22 protein-coding genes are annotated in these 26,994 nt (G+C 68.8%); 17 read left to right on the top strand and 5 right to left on the bottom strand.

The genetic code is table 11. From position 1 onward, the window contains the following. Nucleotides 1-382: 382 nt before the first annotated feature. The 9 genes from GGR64_RS01460 to GGR64_RS01500 are packed head-to-tail and all read left to right on the top strand — an operon-like array spanning nt 383 to nt 12,818. Entirely contained in the window at nt 383-703 is a 321-nt protein-coding gene (locus GGR64_RS01460; RefSeq protein WP_184448663.1) for an STAS domain-containing protein, read from the top strand. A 13-nt stretch (nt 704-716) separates the two neighbouring features. Then, nucleotides 717-2,813 (top strand): chemotaxis protein CheA, encoded by a 2,097-nt coding sequence (locus tag GGR64_RS01465; protein ID WP_184643514.1) that lies wholly within the window; start codon nt 717-719, stop codon nt 2,811-2,813. Nucleotides 2,814-2,870: 57 nt separating this feature from the next. Next, a complete protein-coding gene (locus tag GGR64_RS01470; protein ID WP_184643517.1) occupies nt 2,871-5,009 on the top strand; it encodes a methyl-accepting chemotaxis protein in 2,139 nt (712 codons plus the stop codon). Nucleotides 5,010-5,067: 58 nt separating this feature from the next. Continuing rightward, complete coding sequence (locus tag GGR64_RS01475; RefSeq protein ID WP_184643519.1) at nt 5,068-7,059, top strand: methyl-accepting chemotaxis protein; 1,992 nt, start codon at nt 5,068-5,070, stop codon at nt 7,057-7,059. Between the two features lie 49 nt (nt 7,060-7,108). Then, complete coding sequence (locus tag GGR64_RS01480; RefSeq protein ID WP_260302526.1) at nt 7,109-9,025, top strand: methyl-accepting chemotaxis protein; 1,917 nt, start codon at nt 7,109-7,111, stop codon at nt 9,023-9,025. A 9-nt stretch (nt 9,026-9,034) separates the two neighbouring features. Further along, a complete protein-coding gene (locus tag GGR64_RS01485; protein ID WP_184448668.1) occupies nt 9,035-9,568 on the top strand; it encodes a chemotaxis protein CheW in 534 nt (177 codons plus the stop codon). A gap of 49 nt (nt 9,569-9,617) precedes the next feature. After that, on the top strand, nt 9,618-10,892 hold the full coding sequence (locus GGR64_RS01490; RefSeq protein WP_184643523.1) for an EAL domain-containing response regulator: 1,275 nt from the start codon (nt 9,618-9,620) through the stop codon (nt 10,890-10,892). Nucleotides 10,893-10,903: 11 nt separating this feature from the next. Beyond that, the gene (locus GGR64_RS01495; protein WP_160970115.1) at nt 10,904-11,710 is read left to right on the top strand and encodes a protein-glutamate O-methyltransferase CheR; all 807 of its coding nucleotides are present in this window, start codon (nt 10,904-10,906) and stop codon (nt 11,708-11,710) included. Between the two features lie 28 nt (nt 11,711-11,738). Next, entirely contained in the window at nt 11,739-12,818 is a 1,080-nt protein-coding gene (locus GGR64_RS01500; protein ID WP_160970117.1) for a chemotaxis response regulator protein-glutamate methylesterase, read from the top strand. A gap of 268 nt (nt 12,819-13,086) precedes the next feature. Here the strand turns inward: GGR64_RS01500 and GGR64_RS01505 are convergent, their stop codons facing one another. Further along, nucleotides 13,087-13,905 (bottom strand): AraC family transcriptional regulator, encoded by an 819-nt coding sequence (locus GGR64_RS01505; RefSeq protein WP_184643525.1) that lies wholly within the window; start codon nt 13,903-13,905, stop codon nt 13,087-13,089. A gap of 188 nt (nt 13,906-14,093) precedes the next feature. Here GGR64_RS01505 and GGR64_RS01510 point away from each other — a divergent pair, with 188 nt between their 5' ends. The 3 genes from GGR64_RS01510 to GGR64_RS01520 all read left to right on the top strand — a co-directional run bounded on the left by GGR64_RS01510 (nt 14,094) and on the right by GGR64_RS01520 (nt 18,450). Next, on the top strand, nt 14,094-15,497 hold the full coding sequence (locus GGR64_RS01510) for an MFS transporter (protein WP_184643527.1): 1,404 nt from the start codon (nt 14,094-14,096) through the stop codon (nt 15,495-15,497). Nucleotides 15,498-15,526: 29 nt separating this feature from the next. Next, the gene (locus GGR64_RS01515) at nt 15,527-17,512 is read left to right on the top strand and encodes a beta-L-arabinofuranosidase domain-containing protein (RefSeq protein ID WP_184643529.1); all 1,986 of its coding nucleotides are present in this window, start codon (nt 15,527-15,529) and stop codon (nt 17,510-17,512) included. Between the two features lie 215 nt (nt 17,513-17,727). After that, complete coding sequence (locus tag GGR64_RS01520) at nt 17,728-18,450, top strand: 4'-phosphopantetheinyl transferase superfamily protein (RefSeq protein ID WP_184643531.1); 723 nt, start codon at nt 17,728-17,730, stop codon at nt 18,448-18,450. A 138-nt stretch (nt 18,451-18,588) separates the two neighbouring features. Here the strand turns inward: GGR64_RS01520 and GGR64_RS01525 are convergent, their stop codons facing one another. Both GGR64_RS01525 and gpmA read right to left on the bottom strand, forming a co-directional pair. Further along, a complete protein-coding gene (locus GGR64_RS01525) occupies nt 18,589-18,840 on the bottom strand; it encodes an SHOCT domain-containing protein (protein WP_184643533.1) in 252 nt (83 codons plus the stop codon). Nucleotides 18,841-18,876: 36 nt separating this feature from the next. Further along, nucleotides 18,877-19,626: a 2,3-diphosphoglycerate-dependent phosphoglycerate mutase gene (gpmA, locus tag GGR64_RS01530; protein ID WP_184643535.1), complete on the bottom strand. Its 750-nt coding sequence runs from the start codon at nt 19,624-19,626 to the stop codon at nt 18,877-18,879. 238 nt (nt 19,627-19,864) lie between these two features. Here gpmA and nfi point away from each other — a divergent pair, with 238 nt between their 5' ends. Further along, complete coding sequence (gene nfi / locus GGR64_RS01535; protein ID WP_184643537.1) at nt 19,865-20,581, top strand: deoxyribonuclease V; 717 nt, start codon at nt 19,865-19,867, stop codon at nt 20,579-20,581. Between the two features lie 30 nt (nt 20,582-20,611). On the opposite strand, the gene GGR64_RS01540 is transcribed toward nfi, so the two are convergent. Next, a complete protein-coding gene (locus GGR64_RS01540; RefSeq protein WP_184448674.1) occupies nt 20,612-21,004 on the bottom strand; it encodes a hypothetical protein in 393 nt (130 codons plus the stop codon). A gap of 305 nt (nt 21,005-21,309) precedes the next feature. Between GGR64_RS01540 and GGR64_RS01545 the strand changes: the two genes are divergently transcribed. Both GGR64_RS01545 and GGR64_RS01550 read left to right on the top strand, forming a co-directional pair. Then, on the top strand, nt 21,310-22,179 hold the full coding sequence (locus tag GGR64_RS01545; protein WP_184643539.1) for a pirin family protein: 870 nt from the start codon (nt 21,310-21,312) through the stop codon (nt 22,177-22,179). A 349-nt stretch (nt 22,180-22,528) separates the two neighbouring features. Beyond that, nucleotides 22,529-22,996, top strand: coding sequence for a hypothetical protein (locus tag GGR64_RS01550; protein ID WP_184643541.1), 468 nt, complete (start codon nt 22,529-22,531; stop codon nt 22,994-22,996). A gap of 144 nt (nt 22,997-23,140) precedes the next feature. Here the strand turns inward: GGR64_RS01550 and GGR64_RS01555 are convergent, their stop codons facing one another. Next, nucleotides 23,141-24,001: a pirin family protein gene (locus GGR64_RS01555; RefSeq protein ID WP_184643542.1), complete on the bottom strand. Its 861-nt coding sequence runs from the start codon at nt 23,999-24,001 to the stop codon at nt 23,141-23,143. 607 nt (nt 24,002-24,608) lie between these two features. Here GGR64_RS01555 and GGR64_RS01560 point away from each other — a divergent pair. Both GGR64_RS01560 and GGR64_RS01565 read left to right on the top strand, forming a co-directional pair. Next, on the top strand, nt 24,609-26,681 hold the full coding sequence (locus GGR64_RS01560; protein ID WP_167087574.1) for a carbon starvation CstA family protein: 2,073 nt from the start codon (nt 24,609-24,611) through the stop codon (nt 26,679-26,681). Beyond that, a complete protein-coding gene (locus tag GGR64_RS01565) occupies nt 26,681-26,905 on the top strand; it encodes a CstA-like transporter-associated (seleno)protein (RefSeq protein WP_160970142.1) in 225 nt (74 codons plus the stop codon). Before GGR64_RS01560 ends, GGR64_RS01565 begins: the two co-directional genes overlap by 1 nt. Nucleotides 26,906-26,994: the final 89 nt, after the last annotated feature.

Below are 26,994 nucleotides of genomic sequence, written 5' to 3' on the forward strand. Positions count from 1 at the left end.
TCGTCCCGTCCTGACAAGTCGCCGCCACACGCGGTGGCGTAAGGCGCGCGCCTACCCTCGCTGACCACCCCACGCAACCGGGTCTTCATGTGAAGACGGCCGTTGCGCCTGCGTGGCGCGCAGCTTTTTGACGCCTTCACACGCTGTGGCGATTGGCACGGCACGTGCAACGACTTGGGAACCTGCCCCAATCGGCAAGGTTATGGGATGCGCGTCCTGGCACGGATCTGAACCACTCAGGCCCGTGTCCGGCATGCGAGACAAATGCGTCACTCAACCTAAATATTTCCTGACCGCGCCGATATCGCTGGTACCGAAGCCTACACATGCCCTTCACGGCGTGCCGCCGGCTTTCCATTCGCCCTACTGCCGGAGACCCGCCATGCGTTCGACGCCCCCCGATGAACAGGATTCGCCGCTGCAGTTGAGCGTGGACGGCGACATGACCATCCGCCGCGCGGCCGAACTGAAGCCGCTGCTGCTGCCCGCGCTGGAGCATCCCGGCGGCCTGCGCCTGCAGTTGCAGGCGGTGGCCGACATCGACGCCACCGGCGTGCAGTTGCTGCTGGCCACCCAGGCCGCGCTGCGCGCCTTGGGGCGACCCTTGCAGCTGGAGGGCTGCAGCAAGGCGGTCGGCGACGCGCTGGACCTGCTCGGCCTGGGCGACGCGTTCGAGCGCGTCGGCGACGACACTCTTCACTAATCGGCAGCACGACATGAACATGGATCAATTGCTGCAGACCTTCATCGCCGAGAGCCGCGACCTGCTCGAGGACATGGAACGCAATCTGCTGGAAGCCGAGCGCGGCGAAGCCGGTCCCGACGCGGTCAACGCGATCTTCCGGGGCGCCCACACCATCAAGGGCTCCGGCGGCCTGTTCGACCTGGCGCAGCTGGTCGGCTTCACCCACGTGGTGGAGAGCGTGCTGGACCTGGTGCGCGAGCACGCCGTCGCGCTGGATTCGGACTTGATCCAATTGATGCTGGCCTGCTGCGACCACATCCGCGCGCTGGTGGAAGCCGCCGCCGGCGCCGAGGCCGACGAAGCCACGCTGGCCGCCGAGGGCGCGCCGCTGCTGGAACGGCTGCAGACCTACCTGCAACCTGCCGCTGCGCCGGCCGCCATGACGGGCGCCGCCACGGCAACGCCGGCAGCGCCGGCCGCGCCCGCGCATACCGGCTACTGGCGGATCTCGCTGCAGCTGTTCGCCGATGCGCTGCGCTTCGGCAATTCGCCGCTGCACCTGATCCGCTGCCTACGCAGCCTGGGCACGCTGGAAGCGGTGCGCACCCACCACGAGCGCGTGCCGGCGCTGCCGGAGCTGGATCCGGAGGCCTGCTACCTGGGCTTCGACATCCTGTTGCGCAGCGACGCGCAGCAGGCCGCGATCGAGGACATCTTCGAATTCGTGCGCGACGACTGCGACCTGCAAGTGCTGGCGGTGGAGCCGAACGGCGATGCCGCCAACCTGGATCTGCCGCTGCTGGTGGCCGAAGCCGGCAGCCAGGCCAGCGCCGACGATTTCGCCGGATTCGAGAGCGTCAGCGCCTCGGTGGAGGCGCCAATTGCGGCCGCAGCGGCCGTGGCCGGCGCGCCGGCCGCGGCAGCGCCCACCGCTGCCAGCGCCGGCACGGCCAAGGCCGCGGGCGCACGTGGCGAAGGCGGCTCGATCCGCGTCGACGCCGACAAGCTCGACCGCATGATCGACCTGGTCGGCGAATTGATCATCGCCGTCGCCAGCACCGGTGCCAACGCGCAGCGCACCGGCGATGCGCAGTTGCTGGAATCCACCTCGATCCTCGCCGGGCTGGTCGAGGAAGTGCGCGAAAGCGCGCTGCAGCTGCGCATGGTCAAGATCGGCGGCACCTTCAGCCGCTTCCACCGCGTGGTCCACGACGTCGCCCGCGAACTGGGCAAGGACATCGTGCTGGTGGTCAACGGCGAGGACACCGAGCTGGACAAGTCGGTGGTGGAGAAGATCGCCGATCCGCTGACCCACCTGGTGCGCAACGCCATGGACCACGGCATCGAACCGGCCGAGGTGCGCCAGGCGCGCGGCAAGCCGGTGCGCGGCACGGTGCGGCTCAACGCCTTCCACGACTCCGGCAGCATCGTCATCCAGATCAGCGACGACGGCGGCGGCCTCAACCGCGACCGCATTCTGGCCAAGGCGCTGGAACGCGGCCTGATCGAACCCGGCCGTCTGCTCTCCGACCGCGAAGTGTTCGCGCTGATCTTCGAGCCGGGCTTCTCCACCGCCGAAAAGGTCACCAACCTGTCCGGCCGCGGCGTCGGCATGGACGTGGTCAAGCGCAACATCGCCGCGCTGCGCGGCAGCGTGGACATCAGCAGCCAGCAGGACGTCGGCACCACCATCTCGGTGCGGCTGCCGCTGACCCTGGCAATCATCAACGGCTTCCAGGTCGGGGTCGGCAAGTCGGTGTTCGTGGTGCCGCTGGACGTGGTCGAGGAATGCGTGGAGTTCGCGCCGAACTACCAGAGCGAGTACATCGACCTGCGCGGCAACGTACTGCCCTACGTGCGCCTGCGTTCGCTGTTCGCCATCGCCGGCGCGCCGCCGGCGCGCGAGAGCATCGTGGTGATCCGCCAGGGCGCGCAGCGTTTCGGCCTGGTGGTCGACACCCTGCTCGGCGAGTGGCAAACCGTGATCAAGCCGCTCTCCAAGGTCTTCGCCCAGGTCAAGGGCATCAGCGGCTCCAGCATCCTCGGCAGCGGCGGAGTCGCGCTGATCCTGGACGTGCCGTCGCTGCTCGGTCAGTTGCAACCCGGCGCCGAATCGCTGGCGGCCTGAGCCGCCGCCATGCCCGCCATCATCCCTCTGCCGTACCCTCTTTCAGGAATCGCAGTCATGTCCCAGAACCGGACGCGCCTTATCACACTACCGACGGCCGCCATTGCCGCCGTCGTCCTGCCCGCCGCCGCGGCCGTCGCAGCGGTGGCGCTGCCGCTGAGCGGCGCCCTTGCATGGACCCTGATCGCCGTGGCCACGCTGGTCGCCGCCGCGGTGCTGGGCCGCGGCGTACGCGCGGCACAGCATGCAGCCGCCGCCGCGCAGCGCGAACTGGAGCTGGCCCGCACCGGCCTGCAGGCGCTGGCGCAGGGCGAACTGGACCGCGTGGACGCGGTGGCCGGCGGCAGCGAGATCGGCCAGGCCCTGCTCGCCGCGCGACAGCCGCTGCGGCAACTGCAGGCCGACATCGCCCACATGACCAGCGCGCACGCCGCCGGCGACTGCGACGTGATGCTGGATGCGGCGCAGGCCAGCGGCGCCTACCGGACCGTGGCCGGCGACCTCAACCAACTGGTCGGCGCCCACATCGGCGTGTGCAAGCAGGCGATCGACTGCGTGGGCGAGTTCGGCCGCGGCAACTTCGCCGCCCCGCTGGCCGCGTTCCCGGGCAAGAAGGCCTATATCAACGACACCATCGAGCAGGTGCGGCGCAACATGCTCGGCCTGATCGCCGAGATGCGCCGCGTCTCCGAGCAGCACGAAGCCGGCGAGATCGACGCCAGCATCGACAGCGCGCACTTCCAGGGCGACTTCCGCAGCATGGCCGACGGCATCAACGGCATGGTCGGCAGCCACATCGCGGTGAAGAAACAGGCGTTGGGCGTGGTCGCCGAGTTCGGCCGCGGCAATTTCGACGCGGGCATGCCGCAGCTGCCCGGCAAGAAGGCCTTCATCAACGAGACCCTCGAGCAGGTGCGCGGCAACTTCAAGCGCCTGATCGGCGAGATCGCGCGCATGTCCGAGGAGCACGACCGGGGCGAGATCGACGTGCAGATCGACTGCGCGCACCTGGACGGACAGTTCTGCGCCATCGGCAAGGCCATCAACCGCATGGTCGCCGCGCACATCGCGGTCAAGAAGCAGGCGCTGGGCGTGGTCGCCGAGTTCGGCCGCGGCAACTTCGACGCGCCGATGCCGCAACTGCCAGGCAAGAAGGCGTTCATCAACGAGATCATCGAGCAGACCCGCGGCAATCTGCGCAGCGTCGGCGACGTGATCAAGGTGATGGGCGCGATGGCCGAGGGCGATCTCAGCCGCCAGGTGCAGGGCCACTACGAGGGCGCCTTCGCCGACATGCAGCGCTATGTCAACGCCACCATCGACAAGCTCACCGGCATCGTCAACGAGGTCAACGGCAACGCCGTCACCCTGGCCAGCGCCGCCGAGGAACTGTCGGCGACCGCGCAGTCGTTGAGTCAGGCGGCCAGCGAACAGGCCGCCGGCGTGGAGGAGACCAGCGCCTCGCTGGAGCAGATGACCGGCTCGATCGCGCAGAACGCGGAAAACGCCAAGATCACCGACGGCATGGCCAGCAAGGCCTCGCGCGAGGCCGCCGAGAGCGGCGAGGCGGTGCGTGCCACCGTCTCCGCGATGAAGGAGATCGCACGCAAGATCAGCATCATCGACGACATCGCCTACCAGACCAACCTGCTGGCGCTGAACGCGGCGATCGAAGCGGCGCGTGCCGGCGAACACGGCAAGGGCTTCGCCGTGGTTGCCGCGGAAGTACGCAAGCTGGCCGAACGCAGCCAAGTGGCGGCGCAAGAGATCGGCCAGGTCGCCGGCACCAGCGTGAACCTGGCCGAGACCACCGGGCGCCTGCTCGGCGAGATGGAGCCGTCGATCCGTCGCACCTCCGACCTGGTGCAGGAAATCACCGCCGCCTCCGAGGAACAGAGCACCGGCGTGGGCCAGATCAACGCCGCAGTGGTTCAGCTCAGCCAGACAACACAGCAATCTGCTGCCAACGCTGAAGAATTGGCCGCCACGGCCGAAGAAATGAGTAGCCAGGCCGAACAGTTGCAAACGCTCATGAGTTTCTTCACCACCGGCGTCACCACCACTGCGGCGCAGGCCTCGCAACCGCGACGTCTGCCGACGCCGATGCAGCGCGCGCCCCGCTCGCGCAGCTTCGGCGGCCCCGCTGCCACGGCCCAGGCCGCACGTTTGGAAGAAGCCGCGTTCGTCTCGTTCTGACCCTCTCCGCACCGGCCGGCAGGCCGATGCATCTCCACTCCGCACAAGGTACTTCGGCATGTCCAACTCCCTTTCGCTGTCCTCCAAGCTGTGGACCGGTTCGGCCATCGCCGTCGCGCTGCCCTTGGCCGCCGCCGCGTGCGGGTTCGCCCTCGGCCTGCCCGCCGGCCAGACCCTGGCGCTGAGCATCGGCGCCACGGTGCTCGCCGCTGCGGTGCTGGCCTATATCGTCCATGCCATTACCCGCTCGCTGCGCATCGCCACCACCACCCTGGCGCGTTTTGCCAACGGCAATTTCGAGGTGGTGATGCCGACCGTACGCAACGATCAGGCCTGCGAGATCTTGCTGGCGCTGCGCCAGGTGCAGACCGGCATGCGCCAGATCAACGACGAGATCGTGCGCATGTCGCGCGAGCACGACGCCGGCGACATCGACGTGGTGATCGAGAGCCACCGCTTCGACGGCGAGTTCAGGATCATCGCCGAAGGCATCAACCGCATGGTCGGCGACCACATCGCCACCAAGAAGAAGGCGCTGGGCTGCGTGGCCGAGTTCGGCCGCGGCAACTTCGATGCGCCGCTGGAGACGTTCCCGGGCAAGAAGATCTTCATCAACGAGATCGTCGAGCAGGTGCGTCGCAACATGCAGGGGCTGATCGCGCAGATGAAGCACATGTCCGCGCAGCACGATGCCGGCGACATCGACGTGGTGATCGAGAGCCACCGCTTCGAAGGCGACTTCCGCAGCATGGCCGACGGCATCAACCGCATGGTCGGCGACCACATCGCCACCAAGAAGAAGGCGATGACCTGCATCGCCGAATTCGGTCGCGGCAATTTCGACGCGCCGCTGGAAACCTTCCCGGGCAAGAAGGTGTTCATCAGCGACACCGTCGAACAGGTGCGTGCCAACCTGCGCGCGCTGATCCGCGACACCAGCCTGCTCGTCGACGCGGCCGCGGCCGGACGCCTGGACGTGCGTGCCGATGGCAGCCTGCACCAAGGCGACTTCCGTCGCATCGTCGACGGCGTCAACCTGACCCTGGACACCGTGATCGGTCCGCTGAACGAGGCCGGCGCCGTGCTCAAGGCGATCGAAGCCGGCGACCTGACCCGCGTGGCGGACGTGCAGGGCCAGGGCCAGTTGAAGGAACTGTGCGACAGCGTCAATGCCACCGTCGCGCGCCTGGCGCAGGTGGTCAGCGAGGTCAACATCAACGCCGACGCCCTGGCCAGCGCCTCCGAGCAGGTGAGCGCCACCGCGCAGTCGCTGAGCCAGGCGGCCAGCGAGCAGGCCGCCGGCGTGGAAGAGACCAGCGCCTCGCTGGAGCAGATGACCGCTTCCATCGCGCAGAACACCGAGAACGCCAAGGTCACCGACAGCATGGCCGCCAAGGCCGCCCGCGAAGCCAACGAAGGCGGCGACGCGGTGCGCTCGACGGTGACCGCGATGAAGCAGATCGCGCAGAAGATCGGCATCATCGACGACATCGCCTACCAGACCAACCTGCTGGCGCTGAATGCGGCGATCGAGGCCGCGCGTGCCGGCGAACACGGCAAGGGTTTCGCCGTGGTCGCCGCGGAAGTGCGCAAGCTGGCCGAACGCAGCCAGGTGGCGGCGCAGGAGATCGGCCAGGTCGCCGAGTCCAGCGTGGAGCTGGCCGAGAACGCCGGCAAGCTGCTGGACCAGATGGTGCCCTCGATCCGCCGCACCTCCGACCTGGTGCAGGAGATCACCGCCGCCTCCGAGGAACAGACCTCCGGCGTCGGCCAGATCAACGCCGCGGTCGGCCAGCTCAACCAGACCACCCAGCAGGCCGCGGCCAACTCCGAGGAACTGGCCGCCACCGCCGAGGAAATGAGCGGCCAGGCCGAGCAGTTGCAGCAGTTGATGAGTTTCTTCCGCACCAAGGAGGTCGTGGCGCCGCGGCGCCCGGCCGCCGTTTCCGGCAATCCGTCGCGCCGGGCGCCGGCGCGCAAGCGTGGGTTCGGTGACGTCGGCCTGGCGCTGGTGCCGGCGCCGGACGAAGCCCACTTCGACACGTTCTGATCTCCAACTTCCACAACATCACATCCAGGGGAACACGATGTTCACGCACATGAAAATCGGCACGCGCATCGGCATCGGCTTCGGCCTGGTGTTGCTGCTGTTGCTAGGGACCGGCATTTTCGCCACGCTGCAGATGGCCCGGATCAATAGCTCTTCCACCGAGCTGGCCACCAACTGGATGCCCAGCGTGCGCAACGTCGAGGAAATGAGCGCGAACTTCAACAAGCTGCGCCTGCTCGAGCTGCAGCGGGTCGTCGCCACCAGCCCGGCCGAGATGCAGGACTACGACACGCGCATGATCAAGACCCTCGAGGCGTTCGAGAGCAACAGGAAGACCTACATCCCGCTGATCTCCTCGCCCGAAGAGCAGGCGCTGTACACGGATTTCGCCAAGAACTTCGACCGCTACAGCGAACTGCACAAGCAGGTGCTGGCGCTCAGCGCGCAGGACAAGTCCCAGGAAGCGATGACGGTGCTGAACGGTGAGCAGCGGCAGATCTTCCGCAGCACCGCCGAGGCGATCGACAAGCTGGTGGACCTGAACGTCAAGGGCGGCCAGGATGCCAGCGACCGCGGCGACGAACTGTACGCGTCGGCCCGCTCGCTGATCATCGCCACCATCGTGGTGGCGTTGCTGCTGGGCGCGGTGGTCGCGGTGGTCATCGTGCGCCTGCTCACCCGCCTGCTGGGCGGCGAGCCGGCCTACGTGGCCGAGATCGCCAACAAGGTGGCGCAGGGCGACCTCAACCTGGAGGTGGCAGTGCGCGCCAACGACACCGGCAGCGCGCTGTATGCGATGCGCACCATGGTCGACCGCCTGAAGCTGGTGATCGACGGCCAGCGCCGCGTGGTCGCGGCGGCCAACCGCGGCGACTTCTCCGAGCGCATCGCGCTGGACGGCCTGGCCGGGTTCCAGCGTGAGATGGGCCAGGGCCTGAACGAGCTGGCGGCCACCACCGGCGGCAGCATCCAGGACGTGGTGCGGGTGATGGGCGGCCTGGCCGACGGCGACCTGACCCAGAGCATCGACAAGCACTACGACGGTGCCTACGCCGAAATGAAGAACTACATCAACGACACCATCGCGCGCCTGTCGCAGGTGGTCAGCGAGGTCAACGGCAATGCCGAATCGCTGGCCAGCGCGTCGGAAGAGGTCAGCGCCACCGCGCAGTCGCTGAGCCAGGCGGCCAGCGAACAGGCCGCCGGCGTGGAAGAGACCAGCGCCTCGCTGGAGCAGATGACCGCGTCGATCTCGCAGAACACCGAAAACGCCAAGATCACCGACGGCATGGCCAGCAAGGCCTCCAGCCAGGCGCTGGACGGCGGCGAATCGGTGCGCGCGACCGTGCAGGCGATGAAGCAGATCGCACAGAAGATCGGCATCATCGACGACATCGCCTACCAGACCAACCTGCTGGCGCTGAACGCGGCGATCGAAGCCGCCCGCGCCGGCGAGCATGGCAAGGGCTTCGCCGTGGTGGCCGCGGAAGTGCGCAAGCTGGCCGAACGCAGCCAGATCGCGGCGCAGGAGATCGGCGACGTCGCCAGCTCCAGCGTGGAACTGGCCGAGAACGCCGGCAAGCTGCTGGACGAGATGGTGCCGTCGATCAAGCGTACCTCCGACTTGGTGCAGGAGATCACCGCCGCCTCCGAGGAACAGACCTCCGGCGTCGGCCAGATCAATGCCGCGGTCGGCCAGCTCAACCAGACCACGCAGCAGGCCGCGTCCAACTCCGAGGAATTGGCCGCCACGGCCGAGGAAATGAGCGCGCAGGCCGAGCAACTGCAGCAGCTGATGAGCTTCTTCAAGGTGCACGGCACTCCGCCGGTCAGGACCGCGGCGCGCCGTCCTGGCGGCGGCCGCGGCCGCAGCGCGCACGCCGGTGCCAAGCCGATCGCCCGCGTCGCCAACGGCCAGCTGGTCCTGGCCGACTCGCTCGACGAAGCCCACTTCGAAACCTTCTGAGACATGGCCATGAACGCTTCCGCTTCGCTTTCCTCCTCCGACGCCAGCGACCTGGCGACGGACCAGTTCCTGACCTTCCTGCTCGGCAAGGAAATGTTCGGCGTCGGCATCCTCGGCATCAAGGAGATCATCGAGTACCGCACGCCGACCGACGTGCCGATGATGCCGCCCGCACTGCGCGGGGTGATCAACCTGCGCGGCGCGGTGGTGCCGGTGGTGGACCTGCAGCAACGCTTCGGCCGCGCGCCCAGCGAGATCAGCAAGCGCACCTGCATCGTCATCATCGAGGTGGCCGCCGGCGAAGAGCGCCAGGTGCTCGGCCTGCTGGTGGACGCGGTCAGCGAGGTGCTGGAGATCGCCACCGCCGACATCGCGCCGCCACCGGCGTTCGGCACCGGCATCCGCCGCGATTTCATCCACGGCATGGGCAAGGTCGGCGAGCGCTTCGTGATCCTGCTCGCCGCCGACGCAGTGCTGGCGCCCCAGGAGTTCGCCAGCATGGCCACCCTCGACGCCCACCTGGAAGAAGGCATCGCCGCCTGATCGGCCTTCGCCGTACAGCGCCCTGCCCTTCCCCCTCCCCGGACTCCGCATGCCTACGGCCGCCGACATCGCCGCCCTGCACCACTTCGGCACGGTCCTGGTGGTCGACGACAGCCAGGTCCAGCGCGAACACGCGCTGGCGCTGTGCATGCGGATGGGGGCGGCCACGGTGGAAGGCGCGGCAGACGGCCATGCCGCGCTGGCGCGGATCACCCAGGGAACGCCGCTGGGCCTGTTGATCGTGGACCTGGAAATGCCCGGCATGGACGGCGTGCAATTGCTCGAGGCGCTGTCCCGCTGCGGCATGCGCGTGCCGATCGTGGTCGCCTCGCAGCGCGGCGCGGCGTTGATCGATTCGGTGCTGCAGGTCGGCCGCAGCAACGGGCTGCAGGTGCTGGCGGGGCTGGAAAAGCCGTTGCGCGCCGAGCAGTTGGCCGCGGCGGTGCGCGCGCACGCGCCACTGGCACCGGCAGCACCGCGGCACGAGGCCGAGGCGCCCGGCGAGGCGACCATGGCGGAGATGCTGCGCGAGGCGCTGCAGCGCGGCGAGATCGAGGTGGCCTACCAGCCCAAAGTGGACATGCGCAGCGGCCGCGTCGGCGGAGTGGAAGCGCTGGCGCGCTGGCGCCATCCCAGTATCGGGCCGATCCCGCCGGACCGCTTCATCGCCGTGGCCGAACGCGAGGGCCTGATCCATGACCTCACCGCCTGCGTCGCCGATCAGGCGATGGCGCGGCTGGCCGCCTGGAAACAGGACGGCTTTCAACTGACCCTGGCGCTGAACCTGTCGCCGAGCATGCTGCAGGACCCGAACCTGCTCGACGAACTGCTCGGGCTGTTGCGCAAACACAGCCTGGCACCCTCCGACCTTGTGCTGGAAATCACCGAAAGCTCGCTGGTCTGCGGCAGCGCGCTGGGCATGCTGGCGCGGCTGCGGCTGCAAGGCTTCGGCCTGTCGCTGGACGACTACGGCACCGGCTTCTCCTCGCTGCAGCAACTCACCCGTATTCCCTTCACCGAATTGAAGATCGACCGCATCTTCGTCCACGACGCGCACCGCAGCCGCAACCTGCGCACGGTCCTCGAATCGGCGCTGGGCATGGCCCAACGGCTGGGGCTGCATACCGTCGCCGAGGGCATCGAAACGGTGGAGGACTGGAACCTGCTGCAGGAGCTGGGCTGCGACTTCGGCCAGGGCTATCTGCTGGCGCGCCCGCTGGGGGGCGGCGCGCTGCATGCCTGGCTGCTGGAGCACCAGCGCCTGCTGCAGGAACCCGGCCCCATCGGCAACAACAACGCCCCCGCTTCCGCCTCCACCCACTGACCGGCAAGACCATGACCAGCCACGACACCATCACCGAGCAGGAATTCGGCCGGTTCCAGCGTTTCATCTTCGACGCCGCCGGCATCACCATCTCGCCGGCCAAGAAGGCCATGCTGTGCGGACGCCTGGGCAAGCGCTTGAAGGCGCATTCGCTGCAGACCTACACCCAGTACCTCAAGCTGCTGGAAAGCCGCGAGGGCAGCGGCGAGGTGCAGACCGCGATCGACCTGCTGACCACCAACGAAACCTATTTCTTCCGCGAGCCCAAGCACTTCGATCTGCTGCGCAGCGTCGCCGCCGCGCACACCGGCAGCATGCCGTTCCGCTGCTGGAGCGCGGCCAGCTCCACCGGCGAGGAGGCCTACAGCATGGCCATGGTGCTGGACGACACCCTGCAGGGCCGCCCCTACGAGGTGGTCGGCACCGACATCAGCACCCGCGTGCTGGACAAGGCGCGCACCGGCCACTACCCGCTGCTGCGCATCGAGCACATGCCGCCGGCCATGCTCAAGCGCTACTGCCTGAAGGGCCGCGGCGAATACGAAGGCAGCCTGCTGATCGACCGCAAGATCCGCGACCGCGTGCGCTTCCTGCACGCCAACCTCAATGCCTCACTCCCCAACCTGGGACAGTTCGACGTGGTATTCCTGCGCAACGTGATGATCTACTTCAACGGCCAGACCAAGCGCGAGGTGGTGACGCGGGTGCTCGGTGCGCTCAAGCGCGGCGGCATCTTCTGCATCGGCCACTCCGAGAGCCTCAACGACGTCAACAGCGACGTGGTGCAGATCGCGCCGTCGGTGTACCGCAAACCATGAACCACGACGTCCCAGGAGGGAACCGCGCATGACCACCACGATCAAGGCCATGGTGATCGACGATTCGGCGGTGGTCCGCCAGGTGCTGGTCGCCGTGCTCAACGACGCGCCCGGCATCGAGGTCATCGCCTCCGCGGCCGACCCGCTGCTGGCGATGGACAAGATGCGCCATCAGTGGCCGGACGTGATCGTGCTGGACGTGGAGATGCCGAAGATGGACGGCATCACCTTCCTGCGCAAGATCATGAGCGAGCGGCCCACCCCGGTGGTGATCTGCTCCACGCTCACCGAGAAGGGCGCGCGGGTGACCATGGACGCGCTGGGGGCCGGTGCGGTGGCGGTGGTGACCAAGCCCAAGCTCGGCCTCAAGCAGTTCCTCACCGACTCGGCCGAGGAGATGATCGCCACGGTGAAGAGCGCCGCGCGCGCCAACGTCAAGCGCCTTGCGGTGCGTCAGGCACAGCCGCCGGCGGAGCCGGAGATCAAGCACACCGCCGATGTCATCCTGCCGGCGCAGGGCGGCCGCGCGCTGTCGCAGACCACCGAACGGGTGGTGGCGATCGGCACCTCCACCGGTGGCACCCAGGCGCTGGAGGAAGTGCTGACCGCGCTGCCGCGGGTCAGCCCCGGCATCGTCATCGTCCAGCACATGCCGGAGAAGTTCACCGCCGCCTTCGCCGCGCGCCTGGACACGCTGTGCCAGATCTCGGTGAAGGAAGCGGCCAACAACGACCGCGTGGTGCCGGGACGCGCGCTGATCGCGCCAGGCGGCAAGCACATGCTGCTGCGTCGCAGCGGCGCGCAGTACTTCGTCGAAGTGCTGGACGGGCCGCCGGTGAACCGGCACCGGCCGTCGGTGGACGTGCTGTTCCGCTCCGCCGCGCGCGCCGCCGGCGGCAACGCACTGGGCATCATCATGACCGGCATGGGCGACGACGGCGCGGTCGGCCTGCTGGAGATGCGCCAGGCCGGCGCACGCACCGTGGCCCAGGACGAACAGAGCAGCGTGGTATTCGGCATGCCCAAGGAAGCGATCAAGCGCGGCGGCGCGGAGAAGATCCTGCCGCTGAACGCGATGGCGCGCGAGATCGGCCAGCAGCTGAGCTAGCGCGGCCAGCCGCCGCACCGCCCTACCGTAGGAGCGGCTTCAGCCGCGACGGCGCGTTCCCATGAGAGCCCTGAGCTAGCAACCAAAAGCCTCGTCTACTGTAGGAGCGGCTTCAGCCGCGACGGAGCCTTCCCATGGAAAGCCCGTCGCGGCTGAAGCCGCTCCTACGACGCAGGCAGGCTGCGCATCGCCACGGCAGCCAACCGACGCGCGCGCACCTGCAAAGCGGTGCGCGACATGCGGCACGCACACCGCACCCGCAAGAACCTCAACCCGAATTGATGTGCTCCTTGCAATACAGCCGCCGATACGCGCTGGGCGTCATGCCCAGGCGTTGGCGGAACACCCGGCGGAAGTAACCGCTGTCGCTGAAGCCGGCGCGCTGCGCCACGTCGTCCACCGCGCAGGTGTTGACCAGCAGCAGCTTCTCGGCGAAGGCGATGCGTTGGCGGTGGATCGCCTCGGTCAACGTGGTGCCGAAGCTGCGCCGGTAGATGCGGCCCAGGTAATCCGGATTGCAGTGCAGTTGCGCCGCCAGCGACGAGGCGGTGAGCGCGGTGTGGAACTGCGTGCCGATCAGCTGCCTGGCGCGGTACGCCAGCGCCACCCCGGCGCGCTCGGACGCGTGCGGATCCGGCCAGGCGCCGGCCACGCATTGCAGCATCGACAGTACGATCGGCTCCAGCATCGGCAGCGTGCGCCGCTCCTCCTGCTCGGCCAGGAACCAGCGAAACAGCCCGACGAAGCGCTCCGGATCGCGGATCGCGGTGCGCTGCGGCATCGACAGCGCCACCGCGTTGTCCGCCTGCGGCAGGCTCGGCTCCAGTTCGAAATGCACCCAGTAGAAGCGCAGGTCGTCCGGGAACTGGCCCAGGCCGGCATGCGCCCGGCCCGGCCACAACAGCAGCGTCTCGCCGGGGCCGACATGGAAGTCGTTGTCCTGTTCGCGCAGGGAAAGGATGCCGCGCTCGACGAAGATCAACTCGTAGGACTGGATCACCCGCGCCGGATGCGCGCCCACGCCACGAGAAATGAACAGCCCTCCGTTCTGGACCCGGATCGGATAGGCGACGGCGAACTCGAGCATGTCGGAAACGTCTCCCCTCGCCTGCGCGACGCTGCACTGCAGCAATCAAATGGCTGGCACCGCTCATTGGCGGCCCGGCGGCCATGGTCGGAATCGTACCGATTTTATACCGCATAGACTCTTGTCGCGGTTGCGCCGCCATGCCACTTTGCGCTGGCGCCGGACCGGGCGCGCCAGGAGCCGCCCCGTTGACCGCGACCGCCATCGGCCCCGCTGCCGCAGACGCCGCACCGGCCACGACCGCACCGCGCCTGTCGCGCCTGGAGAAGTTCGGCTACGGCCTCGGCGATGCCGGAGGCACCGTCGTCACCTGCCTGATCGCCAACTTCCTCACCTTCTTCTACACCGACGTGTTCGGCCTGACCCCGGCGCTGGTCGGCACCCTGTTCACCGTGCTGCGCGTGGCCGATGCCGTGTCCGATCCGGTGATGGGCCTGATCGCCGACCGCACCCGCAGCCGCTGGGGCCGCTTCCGCGCCTGGCAACTGTGGATCGCGGTACCGATCGGCGTGGCCTGCGTGCTGACCTTCAGCGCGCCGCAACTGAGCGCCGGCGCCAAGATCGCCTACGCCTTCGCCAGCTACTTCCTGCTGTCGCTGTGCTACACCGCGATCAACGTGCCCTACTGCGCGCTGATCAACAGCATGACCGGCGACCACCGCGACGTGGTCTCGGCGCAATCGTGGCGCTTCGTGCTGTGCGGCATCGCCGGCTTCCTGGTGTCGGTGGGATTGCCGTGGCTGGTGCGCGAGCTGGGCAACGGCGACGCCGCGCGCGGCTACCAGCTCGGCGTCGGCCTGCTGGCGGCGCTGGCGGTGGCGATGTTCCTGGGCTGCTTCTTCGCCGTGCGCGAGCGCGTGCCGGTCAGCCTGCTCGGCGGTGCCGGCATCGGCGCGCACCTGCGCGGCCTGCTGCGCAACGACCAGCTGCGGCTGGTGCTGCTGATGTCGTTCCTGCTGATCAACGTGTACAACATCCGCGGCGGCGCCTATCTGTACTTCATCACCTACGTGCTCGGCGGCAGCAGCGGCTACGCCTCGCTGTTCTTCGCGATGGTGGCGCTGGCCACGGTGCTCGGCGCGATCGTGGTCAACGCGCTGTGCCGCCGCTTCGACCCGTTGGCGCTGTACCTGCACACCAACCTGGCGCTGGCCGCGTTCGGCGTCGCGCAATGGTGGCTGCCCACCGGGCCGGCGCAGCAGACGCTGTGGCTGGCAGTGATCTTCGTGCACTGCCTGGTGCTGGGCTTCGCGCTGCCGCTGCACTTCTCGCTGATGGCCTTCGCCGACGACTACGGCGCCTGGAAGAACCGGGTGCGCTCGTCCGGCATCAACTTCGCGTTCAACCTGTTCTGCATCAAGCTGGCCTGGGCCTCGAGCGCGGTGGTGATCAGCGCGCTGTTCGTCTACGCCGGCTACCGCGCCGGTGACGCGCAGCAGAGCCCGGCCTCGCTGCAGGCCATCACCCTGCTGGAAACCCTGATCCCCGCCGGCCTGCACCTGTTGCTGGCCGCGGTGATCCTGCGCTGCCGGCTGCGCCGGCCGCTGCTGGCAAACATCGCCGCCGATCTGGCCGCGCGCCCGGTGCACTGACCTTCCCCACTCTTCAGGATCTCCGCTCCATGCCGCATTCGCCCGTGCCGTCCCCGGAACTGCCGCTCGCCCACCTGCGCATCGCCGACCCGTTCTGGCAGCGCTATCAACGCCTGGTGCAGGAGGTGGTGCTGCCCTACCAATGGGACGCGCTCAACGACAACGTCGCCGATGCCGAACCCAGCCATGCCATCGAGAACTTCCGCATCGCCGCCGGCCGCAGCGACGGCGCGTTCTACGGCATGGTGTTCCAGGACAGCGACGTGGCCAAATGGCTGGAAGCGGTGGCCTACCTGCTGGCGCAGCATCCCGATCCGGCGCTGGAGCGCGATGCCGACGCCACCATCGAACTGATCGGCGCCGCGCAGCAGGCCGACGGCTACCTCAATACCTACTTCACGGTGAAGGCGCCGCAGGAACGCTGGACAAACCTGGCCGAGTGCCACGAGCTGTACTGCGCCGGGCACATGATCGAGGCCGGTGTGGCCTATTACCAGGCCACCGGCAAGCGCGCCCTGCTCGACATCGTGTGCCGCCTCGCCGATCACATCGACGCCACGTTCGGACCCGGCCCGACGCAGCTGCACGGCTACCCCGGGCATCCGGAGATCGAACTGGCGCTGATGCGCCTGTACGAAGCGACAAGCGAAGCCCGCTACCTGGCGCTGGCGCGCTACTTCGTCGAACAGCGCGGCACCACGCCGCACTACTACGATGAAGAATACGCCAAGCGCGGCCAGACCTTCTTCTGGGGCGGGCACGGCCCGGCCTGGATGATCCAGGACAAGGCCTACAGCCAGGCGCACCTGCCGGTGGCGCTGCAGGACACCGCGGTCGGCCATGCGGTGCGCTTCGTGTACCTGTACGCGGGCGTGGCGCACCTGGCCCGGCACAGCGGCGACGCCACCCTGCGCGCGGCCTGCGAGCGGCTGTGGGACAACGCCACGCAGCGGCAGATGTACCTGACCGGCGCGATCGGCGCGCAGAGCTACGGCGAAGCCTTCAGTGTCGACTACGACCTGCCCAACGACACCGCCTACAACGAGAGCTGCGCCTCGATCGGGCTGATGATGTTCGCCAACCGCATGCTGCAGCTGGCGCCGGACGGCCGCTACGCCGACGTGATGGAGCGCGCGCTGTACAACACGGTGCTGGGTGGCATGGCGCTGGACGGCCGCCACTTCTTCTACGTCAATCCGCTGGAAGTGCACCCGCCCACCGTGCACGGCAACCACACCTTCGACCACGTCAAGCCGGTGCGCCAGCGCTGGTTCGGCTGCGCCTGCTGCCCGCCCAACATCGCCCGCGTGCTGACCTCGCTCGGCCACTACCTGTACACCCGCAGCGACGACACGCTCTACGTGAACCTCTACGTCGGCAGCGATGCGCTGTTCGAGGTCGGTGGGCAGACCCTGACCCTGCGTCAGCGCGGCGAGTATCCGTGGCAGGACACGATCGCCTTCGACGTGGACTGCAGCGCACCGGTAGACGCGGCGCTGGCCCTGCGCCTGCCCGACTGGTGCCAGGCGCCGCACCTGCAGCTCAACGGCGAACCGGTGGCGATCGACGTGCATCGCCAGCATGGCTACTGCGTGCTGCGCCGGCGCTGGCAATCCGGCGACACCTTGCAACTGCGCCTGCCGATGCCGCCAATGCGGGTCAGCGGACACCCGCGCGTGCGGCACCTGGCCGGCAAGGTCGCGGTGCAACGCGGGCCGCTGGTGTACTGCCTGGAGCAGGCCGACAACGGCGCCGACCTGCATCAGCTGCGCCTGCCGTCCAGCGCCACGCTGCAGACGGTGCCCGGCACCGGCGCGCTGGCCGGCCAGGTGCTGCTGCAAGCCAGTGGCGAACGCCTGCACGGCGACGTCGACGCCGCAGCCGCGCCGCTGTACCGCTACGATGCGCCGCCACCGACGCGGCAGCCGCAGACCCTGACCTTCGTGCCCTACTTCGCCTGGGCCAATCGCGGCGAGGGCGAAATGCGGGTGTGGGTGGACGTCGGCGACGGTTGAAGGCAACGCTGCGGGACCTATCCTGTAGGAGCGGCTTCAGCCGCGACGGGGCGTTTCGCGGTAACGCCCGCCGCGGCTGAAGCCGCTCCTACCGGGCAAGCTGCATCTAGTTCAATCGTGGCGGACGCAGGTCACCGACGCGACGCCTGCCTGCCGCGCCCCGTGGGCCGCTTCACACGCGCCGCAACGGCCAGCGCACGCTCTAAGCTAGGGCCATGGATGCCCTGGCTCCCGTCGCACCGCCGTTCGCCCGCCTTGCCCTCGGCGCGCATCGCATCGCCGTGCCGGATGCCTGGCTGCTGGCGTTCGAGGTCGATGCCTTCGACAGCGCGGAGTTCCAGCGCCACGGCCTGCAGCAGCCGGCGTCGATCGCACGCAGCGTGCGCAAGCGCCAGGCCGAGTACCTGGCCGGACGGCGCGCGGCGCTCGCCGCGCTACGGGCCGCCGGCAACACGGCAACCGATCTGCCGATCGGTGCCGACCGCGCACCGGTCTGGCCCACCGGCTTTCTCGGCAGCCTCTCGCATACCGACGGCCTGGCGGTCGCCATCGCCATGCCGGTATCCGTCGGGGCACAGGGCATCGGCCTGGACGTCGAACGCGTGGTGGCCGCGGACCAGCTTGAAGCGATCCGCAGCCTGGCCCTGGATGCCAGCGACTGCGCCGCGCTAGCCGGCCTCGCCCGTGTCCGCGGCTGGCCGTATGCGCTGACCCTGGGCTTCTCGGCGAAGGAAAGTTTCTACAAGGCCGCCGCGGCGACCGTCGGCCGCTTGTTCGACTTCGACGCCTTGCGCATCGAAGGCTGCGATCCGGCCAGTGGCAGCCTGGACACGCGCATCGCCACGCCGCTGGCGCCGGCCTTGCCGGTCGGACAACGGCATCGCCTGCACTGGGTGGAGGTACAGCCCGACCTGCTGCTCACCAGTTGCGTCTGGTAGCACGTCCCGGCGTCACCACGTGGTCACGCGGATGCAGCAACGCACGCCGCATGCGACACACCGCGCGTTGCGAGCACGCGCACTGCGCCGTGCCTGGTCAGACCACGAAGACGCGCCGCCTGCCGCGGCGCCATGCACTCACAACGCGGCCAGGATCTGCTCGCGCCGGCGTGCGTACTCCGCCGCGTCGATCAGGCCCTGCGCCTTCAACTGCTCCAGCGCACGCAGGCGCTGTTCGACCGAAGCGGCGGGCGGCAACGGCGGCGGCGCCGCGGCCGCCGGCCGGCGCCGCTGGGCACGGATCGCCAGCCACACCACCACGCCGATCAGCAGTGGGACACCGAGCATCACCAACAGCACGAGCCAGTGCCAGATGCTGAATCCACCCATCGCTTGCTCCTTCCGGCCGCGTGCCGATCGTGGCGCTTACTTCGCCTTGCCCTGGTTGGCCACCGCTTCGGCCGCCTTCTTCGCCGCTTCCGGATCGCCCAGGTAGCGGTAGGACTGCACCTGCAGACTGTCGTCCAGTTCGAACAGCAGCGGGATGCCGGTGGGGATGTTGAGCTCGAGGATCTCCTCGCGCGACACGTCGTTCAAGTACTTGTACAGCGCGCGCAGCGAGTTGCCGTGGGCGGTGACCAGCACGGTCTGCCCGGCCTTGAGCTGCGGCGCGATGGCGTCGTGCCAGTACGGCAGCACGCGCTCGAGCGTGGTCGCCAGCGACTCGGTGGCCGGCAGCGCATTGCGGTCCAGGGTGGCGTAGCGACGGTCGTGCAGCGGATGGCCCGGATCCTCGGCGTCCATCGGCGGCGGCGGGATGTCGTAGGAGCGGCGCCAGATCTTGACCTGCTCCTCGCCGTGCTTGGCCGCGGTCTCGGCCTTGTCCAGGCCCTGCAGGCCGCCGTAGTGGCGCTCGTTGAGGCGCCAGCTCTTGTGCACCGGCAGCCAGTCCTGGTCCAGCTCCTTCAGCGCGCCCTGCAAGGTGTGGATGGCGCGCTTGAGCACCGAGGTGTGGGCGACGTCGAACTGCAGCCCCTCTTCGCGCATCAGCCGGCCGGCGGCGGCGGCTTCCTGGCGGCCCTGCTCGGTCAGGTCCACATCGACCCAGCCGGTGAAGCGGTTATCCAGGTTCCACTGGCTCTGGCCATGGCGCAACAGTACGAGTTTGCGGGTCACTGCGACGGTCTCCGTTGGGGGATGCGTGGGTCGTGCGGCCCTGGATTGTAGCCGGTGGCGGGGATTGGGGATTCGGGATTGGGGAATCGCCAGAGCCGGTTCCCGTCGGTCGCTGGCGACCAGGCCACGCCGGGCCGCACGACGTGCCGGAGCTCATGCTGTTACGAATCCCCAATCCCGAATCCCCAATCCCCGCCTCTCCACACCCCAGCCACGAACGCGGCGCGATCATCGGCGCATGGACACCTCTTCGCACTCCGTGTTCGGCGACTGGGACGGCAGCATCGTGCAGGCGCGCGCGCTGCAGGCGACGCTAGCGCGCCAGGTCAGCCTGCAGGACGCCATCCCCGATCCGCCGCGGTGGCTGGCCGGCTTCGACGTCGGCTTCGAGGACGACGGCCAGGTCACCCGTGCGGCCGCGGTGCTACTCGATGCGCAGACCCTGCAGCCGCACCAGGCCGAGATCGCCCGCGTGCCCACCTCGATGGCGTACGTGCCCGGCCTGCTCAGCTTCCGCGAGCTGCCGGCGCTGCTGGCTGCATTGGCGTTGCTGCGGCAGCGGCCGGACCTGGTATTCGTCGATGGCCAGGGCATCGCCCATCCGCGCCGGCTCGGCATCGCCGCGCACTTCGGCGTGGTCACCGGGCTGCCCAGCATCGGCGTGGCCAAGACCTTGCTGGCCGGCCGCTTCGAGGAACCCGGCGCGCAGGCCGGCGACCACAGCCCCATCGTGCATCGCGGCGAGGTGGTCGGTTGGGCGCTGCGCAGCAAGCTGCGCTGCAATCCGCTGATCGTCTCGCCCGGCCACCGCGTGGCGGTGGACAGCGCGCTGCAATGGACCCAGCGCTATCTGCGCGGCTACCGCCTGCCGGAACCGACCCGACTGGCCGACCGGCTGGCCTCGCGCCGCGGCGAGGTGGTGGTGCCGGCCGCCGACACGCCGTCGCTGTTCTGAATCGGGCGCCGTGGCCGGCGGCCACATCGATCATCGATTGCTGATGACGATGCCGTTGTCGACGATTTGGATGTACATGCCTGCCGGGCGCGGCCGCGCGAGGAACTGCAGATTGACACTGGCGATGCCGCTACCGACGGCGCAATCGGCGGTCGCCATGCCGATCGCCGTGTAGCGGATATTGGTTCGCAGGGTCGGGCCGGCGACGCGATGGCCGTTGGCGACCGGATAGCAGCCGGCACCCTGCCCACCGGTGACCAGCAAGGCCTTCGCGCCCCACAGATCGTTGATGATCTCGGTGGGCACGTTCATGTTCGGCACGCCTTGTGCCTGCGCCGCGAACGCCGCGCCTGCGAGCAGGACCAGGCCAAGGCGCGACCAGGCGGCGCGGCGACAGCGGATGTGCGATGCGACATGCTTCATGTGGGTGCTCCTTCGGGGGAAGAGGGATCGATGCAGCGCCAGGTGCCATGCGCTCGCTCGTGCGAACGGCCACGACGCGCGCCGATTATTCACAGGCCCACCGCTGCGTCGCAGACAAGAAGTGCGCGCAATTCGCACTATGCGATTCCGGGACACCGGCATAACCGCGCGACATAGCGCGCGCACGTCGGGGACCGGCGCCGCGCATGAGCGCATCCGGGACAGTCCGTCTTGCCGTGGCGCCGCACCGCGAGCGTCCGCGCATGCGAAGCTTCGCTTCCGTTTTTGCGACCGCGAGCATCCGCATGCCCACCCTCATCGCCCCCCGCGTCCACGATATCGGCGGCTTCGAAGTGCGTCGTGCCGTCCCCAGCGTGCAGGCGCGCAGCGTCGGCCCCTTCGTGTTCATCGACCACATGGGGCCGGCGGTGTTCGAGCCGGGCCATGGCGTGGACGTGCGCCCGCATCCGCACATCGGCCTGGCCACGGTCACCTTCCTGTGGTCCGGCGAGATCGGCCACCGCGATTCGCTCGGCTCCGATCAGGTGATCCGCGCCGGCGACGTCAACTGGATGACCGCCGGCCGCGGCATCTCCCATTCCGAACGCACGCCGACCACGCTACGCGAGCACGCGCATCCGCTGCACGGCATGCAGACCTGGGTGGCGCTGCCGAAATCGGCGGAAGAGACCACACCGGCGTTCTACCACCACCCGGCCGCCAGCCTGCCGCAGCAGCGCCGCGACGGCGCGTGGCTGCGGGTGATCGCCGGCCGCGCCTACGGCGAGGAGTCGCCGGTGACGGTGTTCGCCGACACCCTCAACGTGGCCCTGGACCTGGACGCAGACGCGGAAATCGACCTGGATAACCGGCATGCCGAGCGCTCGCTGTACATCCTGGAGGGCGAGGCGCAACTGGACGGCGTGGACATCCCGGCGCGCCACCTGGTCCTGCCCGAGCCCGGCGCGCGCGGGCGGCTGCGCGCCAAGACCCCGCTCAAGGCGATGCTGATGGGCGGCGAACCGCTGGACGGCCCGCGCCACCTGTGGTGGAACTTCGTGTCCAGTTCGGTGGAACGCATCGAGCAGGCCAAGCAGGACTGGCGCGAGGGCCGCTTCGGCACGATCCCCGGCGACGACCAGGAATTCATTCCGCTGCCCGAACCCGGCCGCTGAGCCGCAGCAGGCGCGCATCCGGGCTTTGGCGCCGCCCGCGAGTGCGCCAACCGCCCTCGTCAGCCCCTGCCATTCGCGCCGGAACCGCCCGGTCGGCGCAGCCGGGCAGGTGCCGCCACGCCGTACCGCGCGTGCGGATATTCCGGAATTCTCATCCCAATTGTCAGCGGCGCGGCGCTGGGCTATGGTGCAACCGCGGCCGCGTGCGCGTGGCCGCACACGGGACACGCACTGCGTCGGGGGATGCACTGCCGGGATCCCGCACAGGATGGGGCGCTCCCGCAGACGACGCCACAGGCGTGCGTATGGATCGAACGCGTCGCATCGCGGCGTATGGGGAACATCGCGAATGAAGACACTCTTGCGCAAGGCACTGCTGACCGCTGCGGCGGCGCTGCCCGCCGCTGCCGCCACCGCGCAGCAGGCACAGAACTGCCCACCGCTGCCGCCGCAGAGCAAGCTGCAGTGGAGCGAGCGCAGCGACAAGGGATTCATCGTCTGCCGCGCCAGCGACGCCGAGGGACGTCAGGTGCTGGGCATGATGCTCACCGCACGCGACCCGAACATTCCGCTGCAGCGCACGCTGCGCGAGGAAAAGGGCGCCATCGCCGGCGAGCAGGTGTACTGGTACCGGCCGGACCTCGGCGGAGCGGAGCTGCCGGGCCTGGCCTCGCGCCGGATCGCGATCGCGGAGCTGAAGAAGGGCCAGTTCGCCCAGGTCTGGATCGACGCCGCCGACACCCAGGAACTGCAGACCCTGCAGTCGCTGGTGCAGGGCCTGGACATGCGTCAGTCGAGCCTGGCGCTGGAGCGCTGAAGCCGGCGCGCTGCGCGATGGGCTGCGACATGGCGTAGGAGCGGCTTCAGCCGCGACAGGGCCTTGCCGGCAGTGCCCTGTCGCGGCTGAAGCCGCTCCTACGAGGAAACAAACCTCGCACCAGAAACGGTGCGAACCGCGCCCTCAGAAGCGCCCTTCCTGGAAATCCACGAAGGCCTGCATCAGCTCCTGGCGCGTGTTCATCACGAACGGCCCATGCCGCGCGACCGGCTCGCGCAACGGCCGGCCGGCGACGAGGATCAGCCGCGCGCCCTGCGCGCCGGCCTGCAGCTGCAGCAGGTCGCCGCCGCCGAGCACGGCCAGCGTCTGCGCCGGCAGCACGCGCGCCGCTTCGCCGTCGCCCAGCGCCGCCTCGCCCTCGAACATGTAGGCGAAGGCGTTGTGCCCGGACGGCAGTTCGAACGCCCAGGACGCGCCTGCGTGCAGCGCGATGTCCAGATACAGCGGATCGGTGGCCGGCTGCGCGATCGGGCCGTGCACCTCGCCGACCTGGCCGGCGATCACCTTGACCGTCACCCCCGTCGCCGGCTGCGCCACCGGAATGCGTTCGGGCGCGAACTCCTGATAGCGCGGCGCGCTCATCTTGTCGCGCGCCGGCAGGTTCACCCATAGCTGGAAGCCGCGCATGCGCCCTTCCTCCTGCTCCGGCATCTCCGAATGCACCAGGCCGCGGCCGGCAGTCATCCACTGCACGCTGCCGGGGGTCAGCAGACCCTCGTTGCCGTGGTTGTCCTTGTGCCGCATGCGTCCGTCGAGCATGTAGGTGACGGTCTCGAAGCCGCGGTGCGGATGGCTGGGGAAGCCGCCGACGTAGTCCTCGGCCCGGTCGGTGCCGAACTCGTCGAGCAGCAGGAACGGATCCAGCTCGGGCAACGCAGCGCCGCCGATGACGCGGGTCAGCTTGACCCCATCGCCATCGGCGGTGGCGTGGCCGCGGATGGCGCGCAGGATGCGCGCGGGGGCGACGGTGGTGGACGCGGTCATGGTGAGCGATCTCCTGATGAGATCCCCACCATGGGTGCCGCCGCCACCGCGCCCAACCGCGACCGGCGCAACCCATCGTTCCATCCGCTGTGGTGGGGCCGCTCCCTTGTCCTGTCGAGACCATGAACTCCCTTCTCCCTCCGGGAGAAGGTGCCCCGCAGGGGCGGATGAGGGTGCGGGCGCAGCCTCGTGCACCGCCCCATGGTGCAGACTGAGTTCGCGCGGGCTTCGCCCCGACCCTCACCCCAACCCCTCTCCCGGGCGGAGAGGGGCGCAAGCGGCCGCGCCCCTTGTGCCGTCGCGGCCATGAATCCCTTCTCCCGCCGGGAGAAGGTGCCCCGCAGGGGCGGATGAGGGTGCGGGCGCAGCCTCGTGCACTGCCCCATGGCGCGAACTGGTTTCGCGAGGGCTTCGCTCCGTACCCTCACCCCAACCCCTCTCCCGGGGGGAGAGGGGCTGAAGCGTTGCGACGCGCGAACCCTCACTCTCTCCAATCGCGTCACAAGGGCTGTCTACGACCAAAGTACTAGGCCCCTGACCGCCCCCGCCATTGACCCCCCAGGCCATCGGGGCGACCCTTGCGGCAATCTCTGGGGGAGCGTTCTGCATGAAAGGGTTTTCCAAGCTGGCCTGGGCCGCACTCGCCATCCTGGCGGCGTTCTGCCTGGGCACCATCGCCCTGCGCCGCGGCGAACACATCAATGCGCTGTGGATCGTGGTGGCCGCGGTCTCGATCTACCTGATCGCCTACCGCTTCTACAGCCTGTTCATCGCCAACAAGGTGATGCAGCTCGACCCCACCCGGGCCACGCCCGCGGTACTCAACAACGACGGCCTGGACTACGTGCCGACCAACAAGCACGTCTTGTTCGGCCACCACTTCGCCGCCATCGCCGGCGCCGGACCGCTGGTCGGGCCGGTACTCGCCGCGCAGATGGGCTACCTGCCCGGGCTGCTGTGGCTGGTGGTCGGCGTGGTGTTCGCCGGCGCGGTGCAGGACTTCGTGGTGCTGTTCCTCTCCAGCCGCCGCAATGGGCGTTCGCTCGGCGACCTGGTGCGCGAGGAGATGGGCCAGGTCCCCGGCACCATCGCCCTGTTCGGCGCCTTCCTGATCATGATCATCATCCTGGCGGTGCTGGCGATGGTGGTGGTCAAGGCGCTGGCGGAAAGCCCATGGGGCATGTTCACGGTGATCGCGACCATGCCCATCGCGATCCTGATGGGCGTGTACATGCGCTACATCCGCCCCGGCAAGATCGGCGAGATCTCGATCGTCGGCCTGATCCTGCTGCTGGCGGCGATCTGGTTCGGCGGCAAGGTCGCCGCCGATCCCACCTGGGGCCCGGCCTTCACCTTCACCGACGTGCAGATCACCTGGATGCTGATCGGCTACGGCTTCGTCGCCTCGGTGCTGCCGGTGTGGCTGCTGCTGGCGCCGCGCGACTACCTGTCCACCTTCCTCAAGATCGGCACCATCATCGCCCTGGCCATCGGCATCCTGGTGGTCATGCCCGACCTGAAGATGCCGGCGCTGACGCAATACGCACACAACGGCATGGGCCCGGTGTGGACTGGCGGCATCTTCCCGTTCCTGTTCATCACCATCGCCTGCGGCGCGGTGTCCGGCTTCCACGCACTGATCTCCTCCGGCACCACGCCCAAGCTGCTCGCCAACGAAGGCCATATGCGCTACATCGGCTACGGCGGCATGCTGATGGAATCGTTCGTCGCGGTGATGGCGCTGGTCGCCGCCTCGATCATCGAGCCGGGCGTGTACTTCGCGATGAATGCGCCGGCGTCGATGGTCGGCAACGACGTCGTCGCGGTCGCGGCCAAGGTCAGCGAATGGGGATTTGCGATCACCCCCGAGGTGCTCGAAGCCACCGCCCGCGACATCGGCGAGACCACCATCCTGGCCCGCGCCGGCGGCGCCCCGACCCTGGCGGTCGGTATCGCGCAGATCCTGCACCAACTGCTGCCGGGCGAGGACATGATGGCGTTCTGGTACCACTTCGCGATCCTGTTCGAGGCGCTGTTCATCCTCACCGCGGTCGATGCCGGCACCCGCGCCGGGCGCTTCATGCTGCAGGACCTGCTGGGCAATTTCGTGCCGGCGCTGAAGCGGACCGAATCGTGGGCCGCCAACATCGTCGCCACCGGCGGCTGTGTGGCGCTGTGGGGCTATCTGCTCTACACCGGGGTCAAGGATCCGTACGGCGGCATCCGCACGCTGTGGCCGCTGTTCGGCATCTCCAACCAGATGCTCGCCGGCATCGCGCTGATGCTCGGCACCGTGGTGCTGTTCAAGCTCAAGCGCGACCGCTACGCCTGGGTCACCATCGTGCCGGCGCTGTGGCTGCTGATCTGCACCACCTACGCGGGGCTGATCAAGATCTTCGACCCGAACCCGGCGCAGGGCTTCCTGGCGCAGGCGCACAAGTTCCAGGACGCGATCGCCAGCGGCACGATCACCGCGCCGGCCAAGACGGTGGCGCAGATGCAGCAGATCGTGACCAACGCCTACGTCAACACCGGGCTGACCGCGCTGTTCCTGTTCGTGGTGTTCTCCGTGCTGATCTACGCGGTGAAGACCATCCTCGCCGCCCGCCGCACCCCACAGCGCAGCGACAGGGAAACCCCGTACGTGGCCTTGCAGCCGCACCAGATGGCGGACCTGTAATGAGCGGTGCACTGGTTCCGGTCGGCCAGTACCAGGCGCACCGCCGGCTGTGGCGGCGCCTGGTGCAGACCGCGCGGCTGTGCTGCGGCATCCCCGACTACGACAACTACGTGCGGCACATGCTCGAGAAGCACCCGGACCGCGAGCCGATGGACTACAAGACCTTCTTCCGCGAGCGCCAGGAGGCAAGGTATGGCGGCAAGAGCGGATTCCGCTGTTGTTGAGGGGCTGGGATTAGGGAGTCGGGATTGGGGATTGGTGGGACGCCTGACGGCGTTTGGCGATTCGACCGGATCACACGGCGGCTCTCGTT

It is taken from the genome of Xanthomonas sp. 3307, assembly GCF_014199735.1.
Taxonomy (GTDB): Bacteria; Pseudomonadota; Gammaproteobacteria; order Xanthomonadales; family Xanthomonadaceae; genus Xanthomonas_A; species Xanthomonas_A rydalmerensis.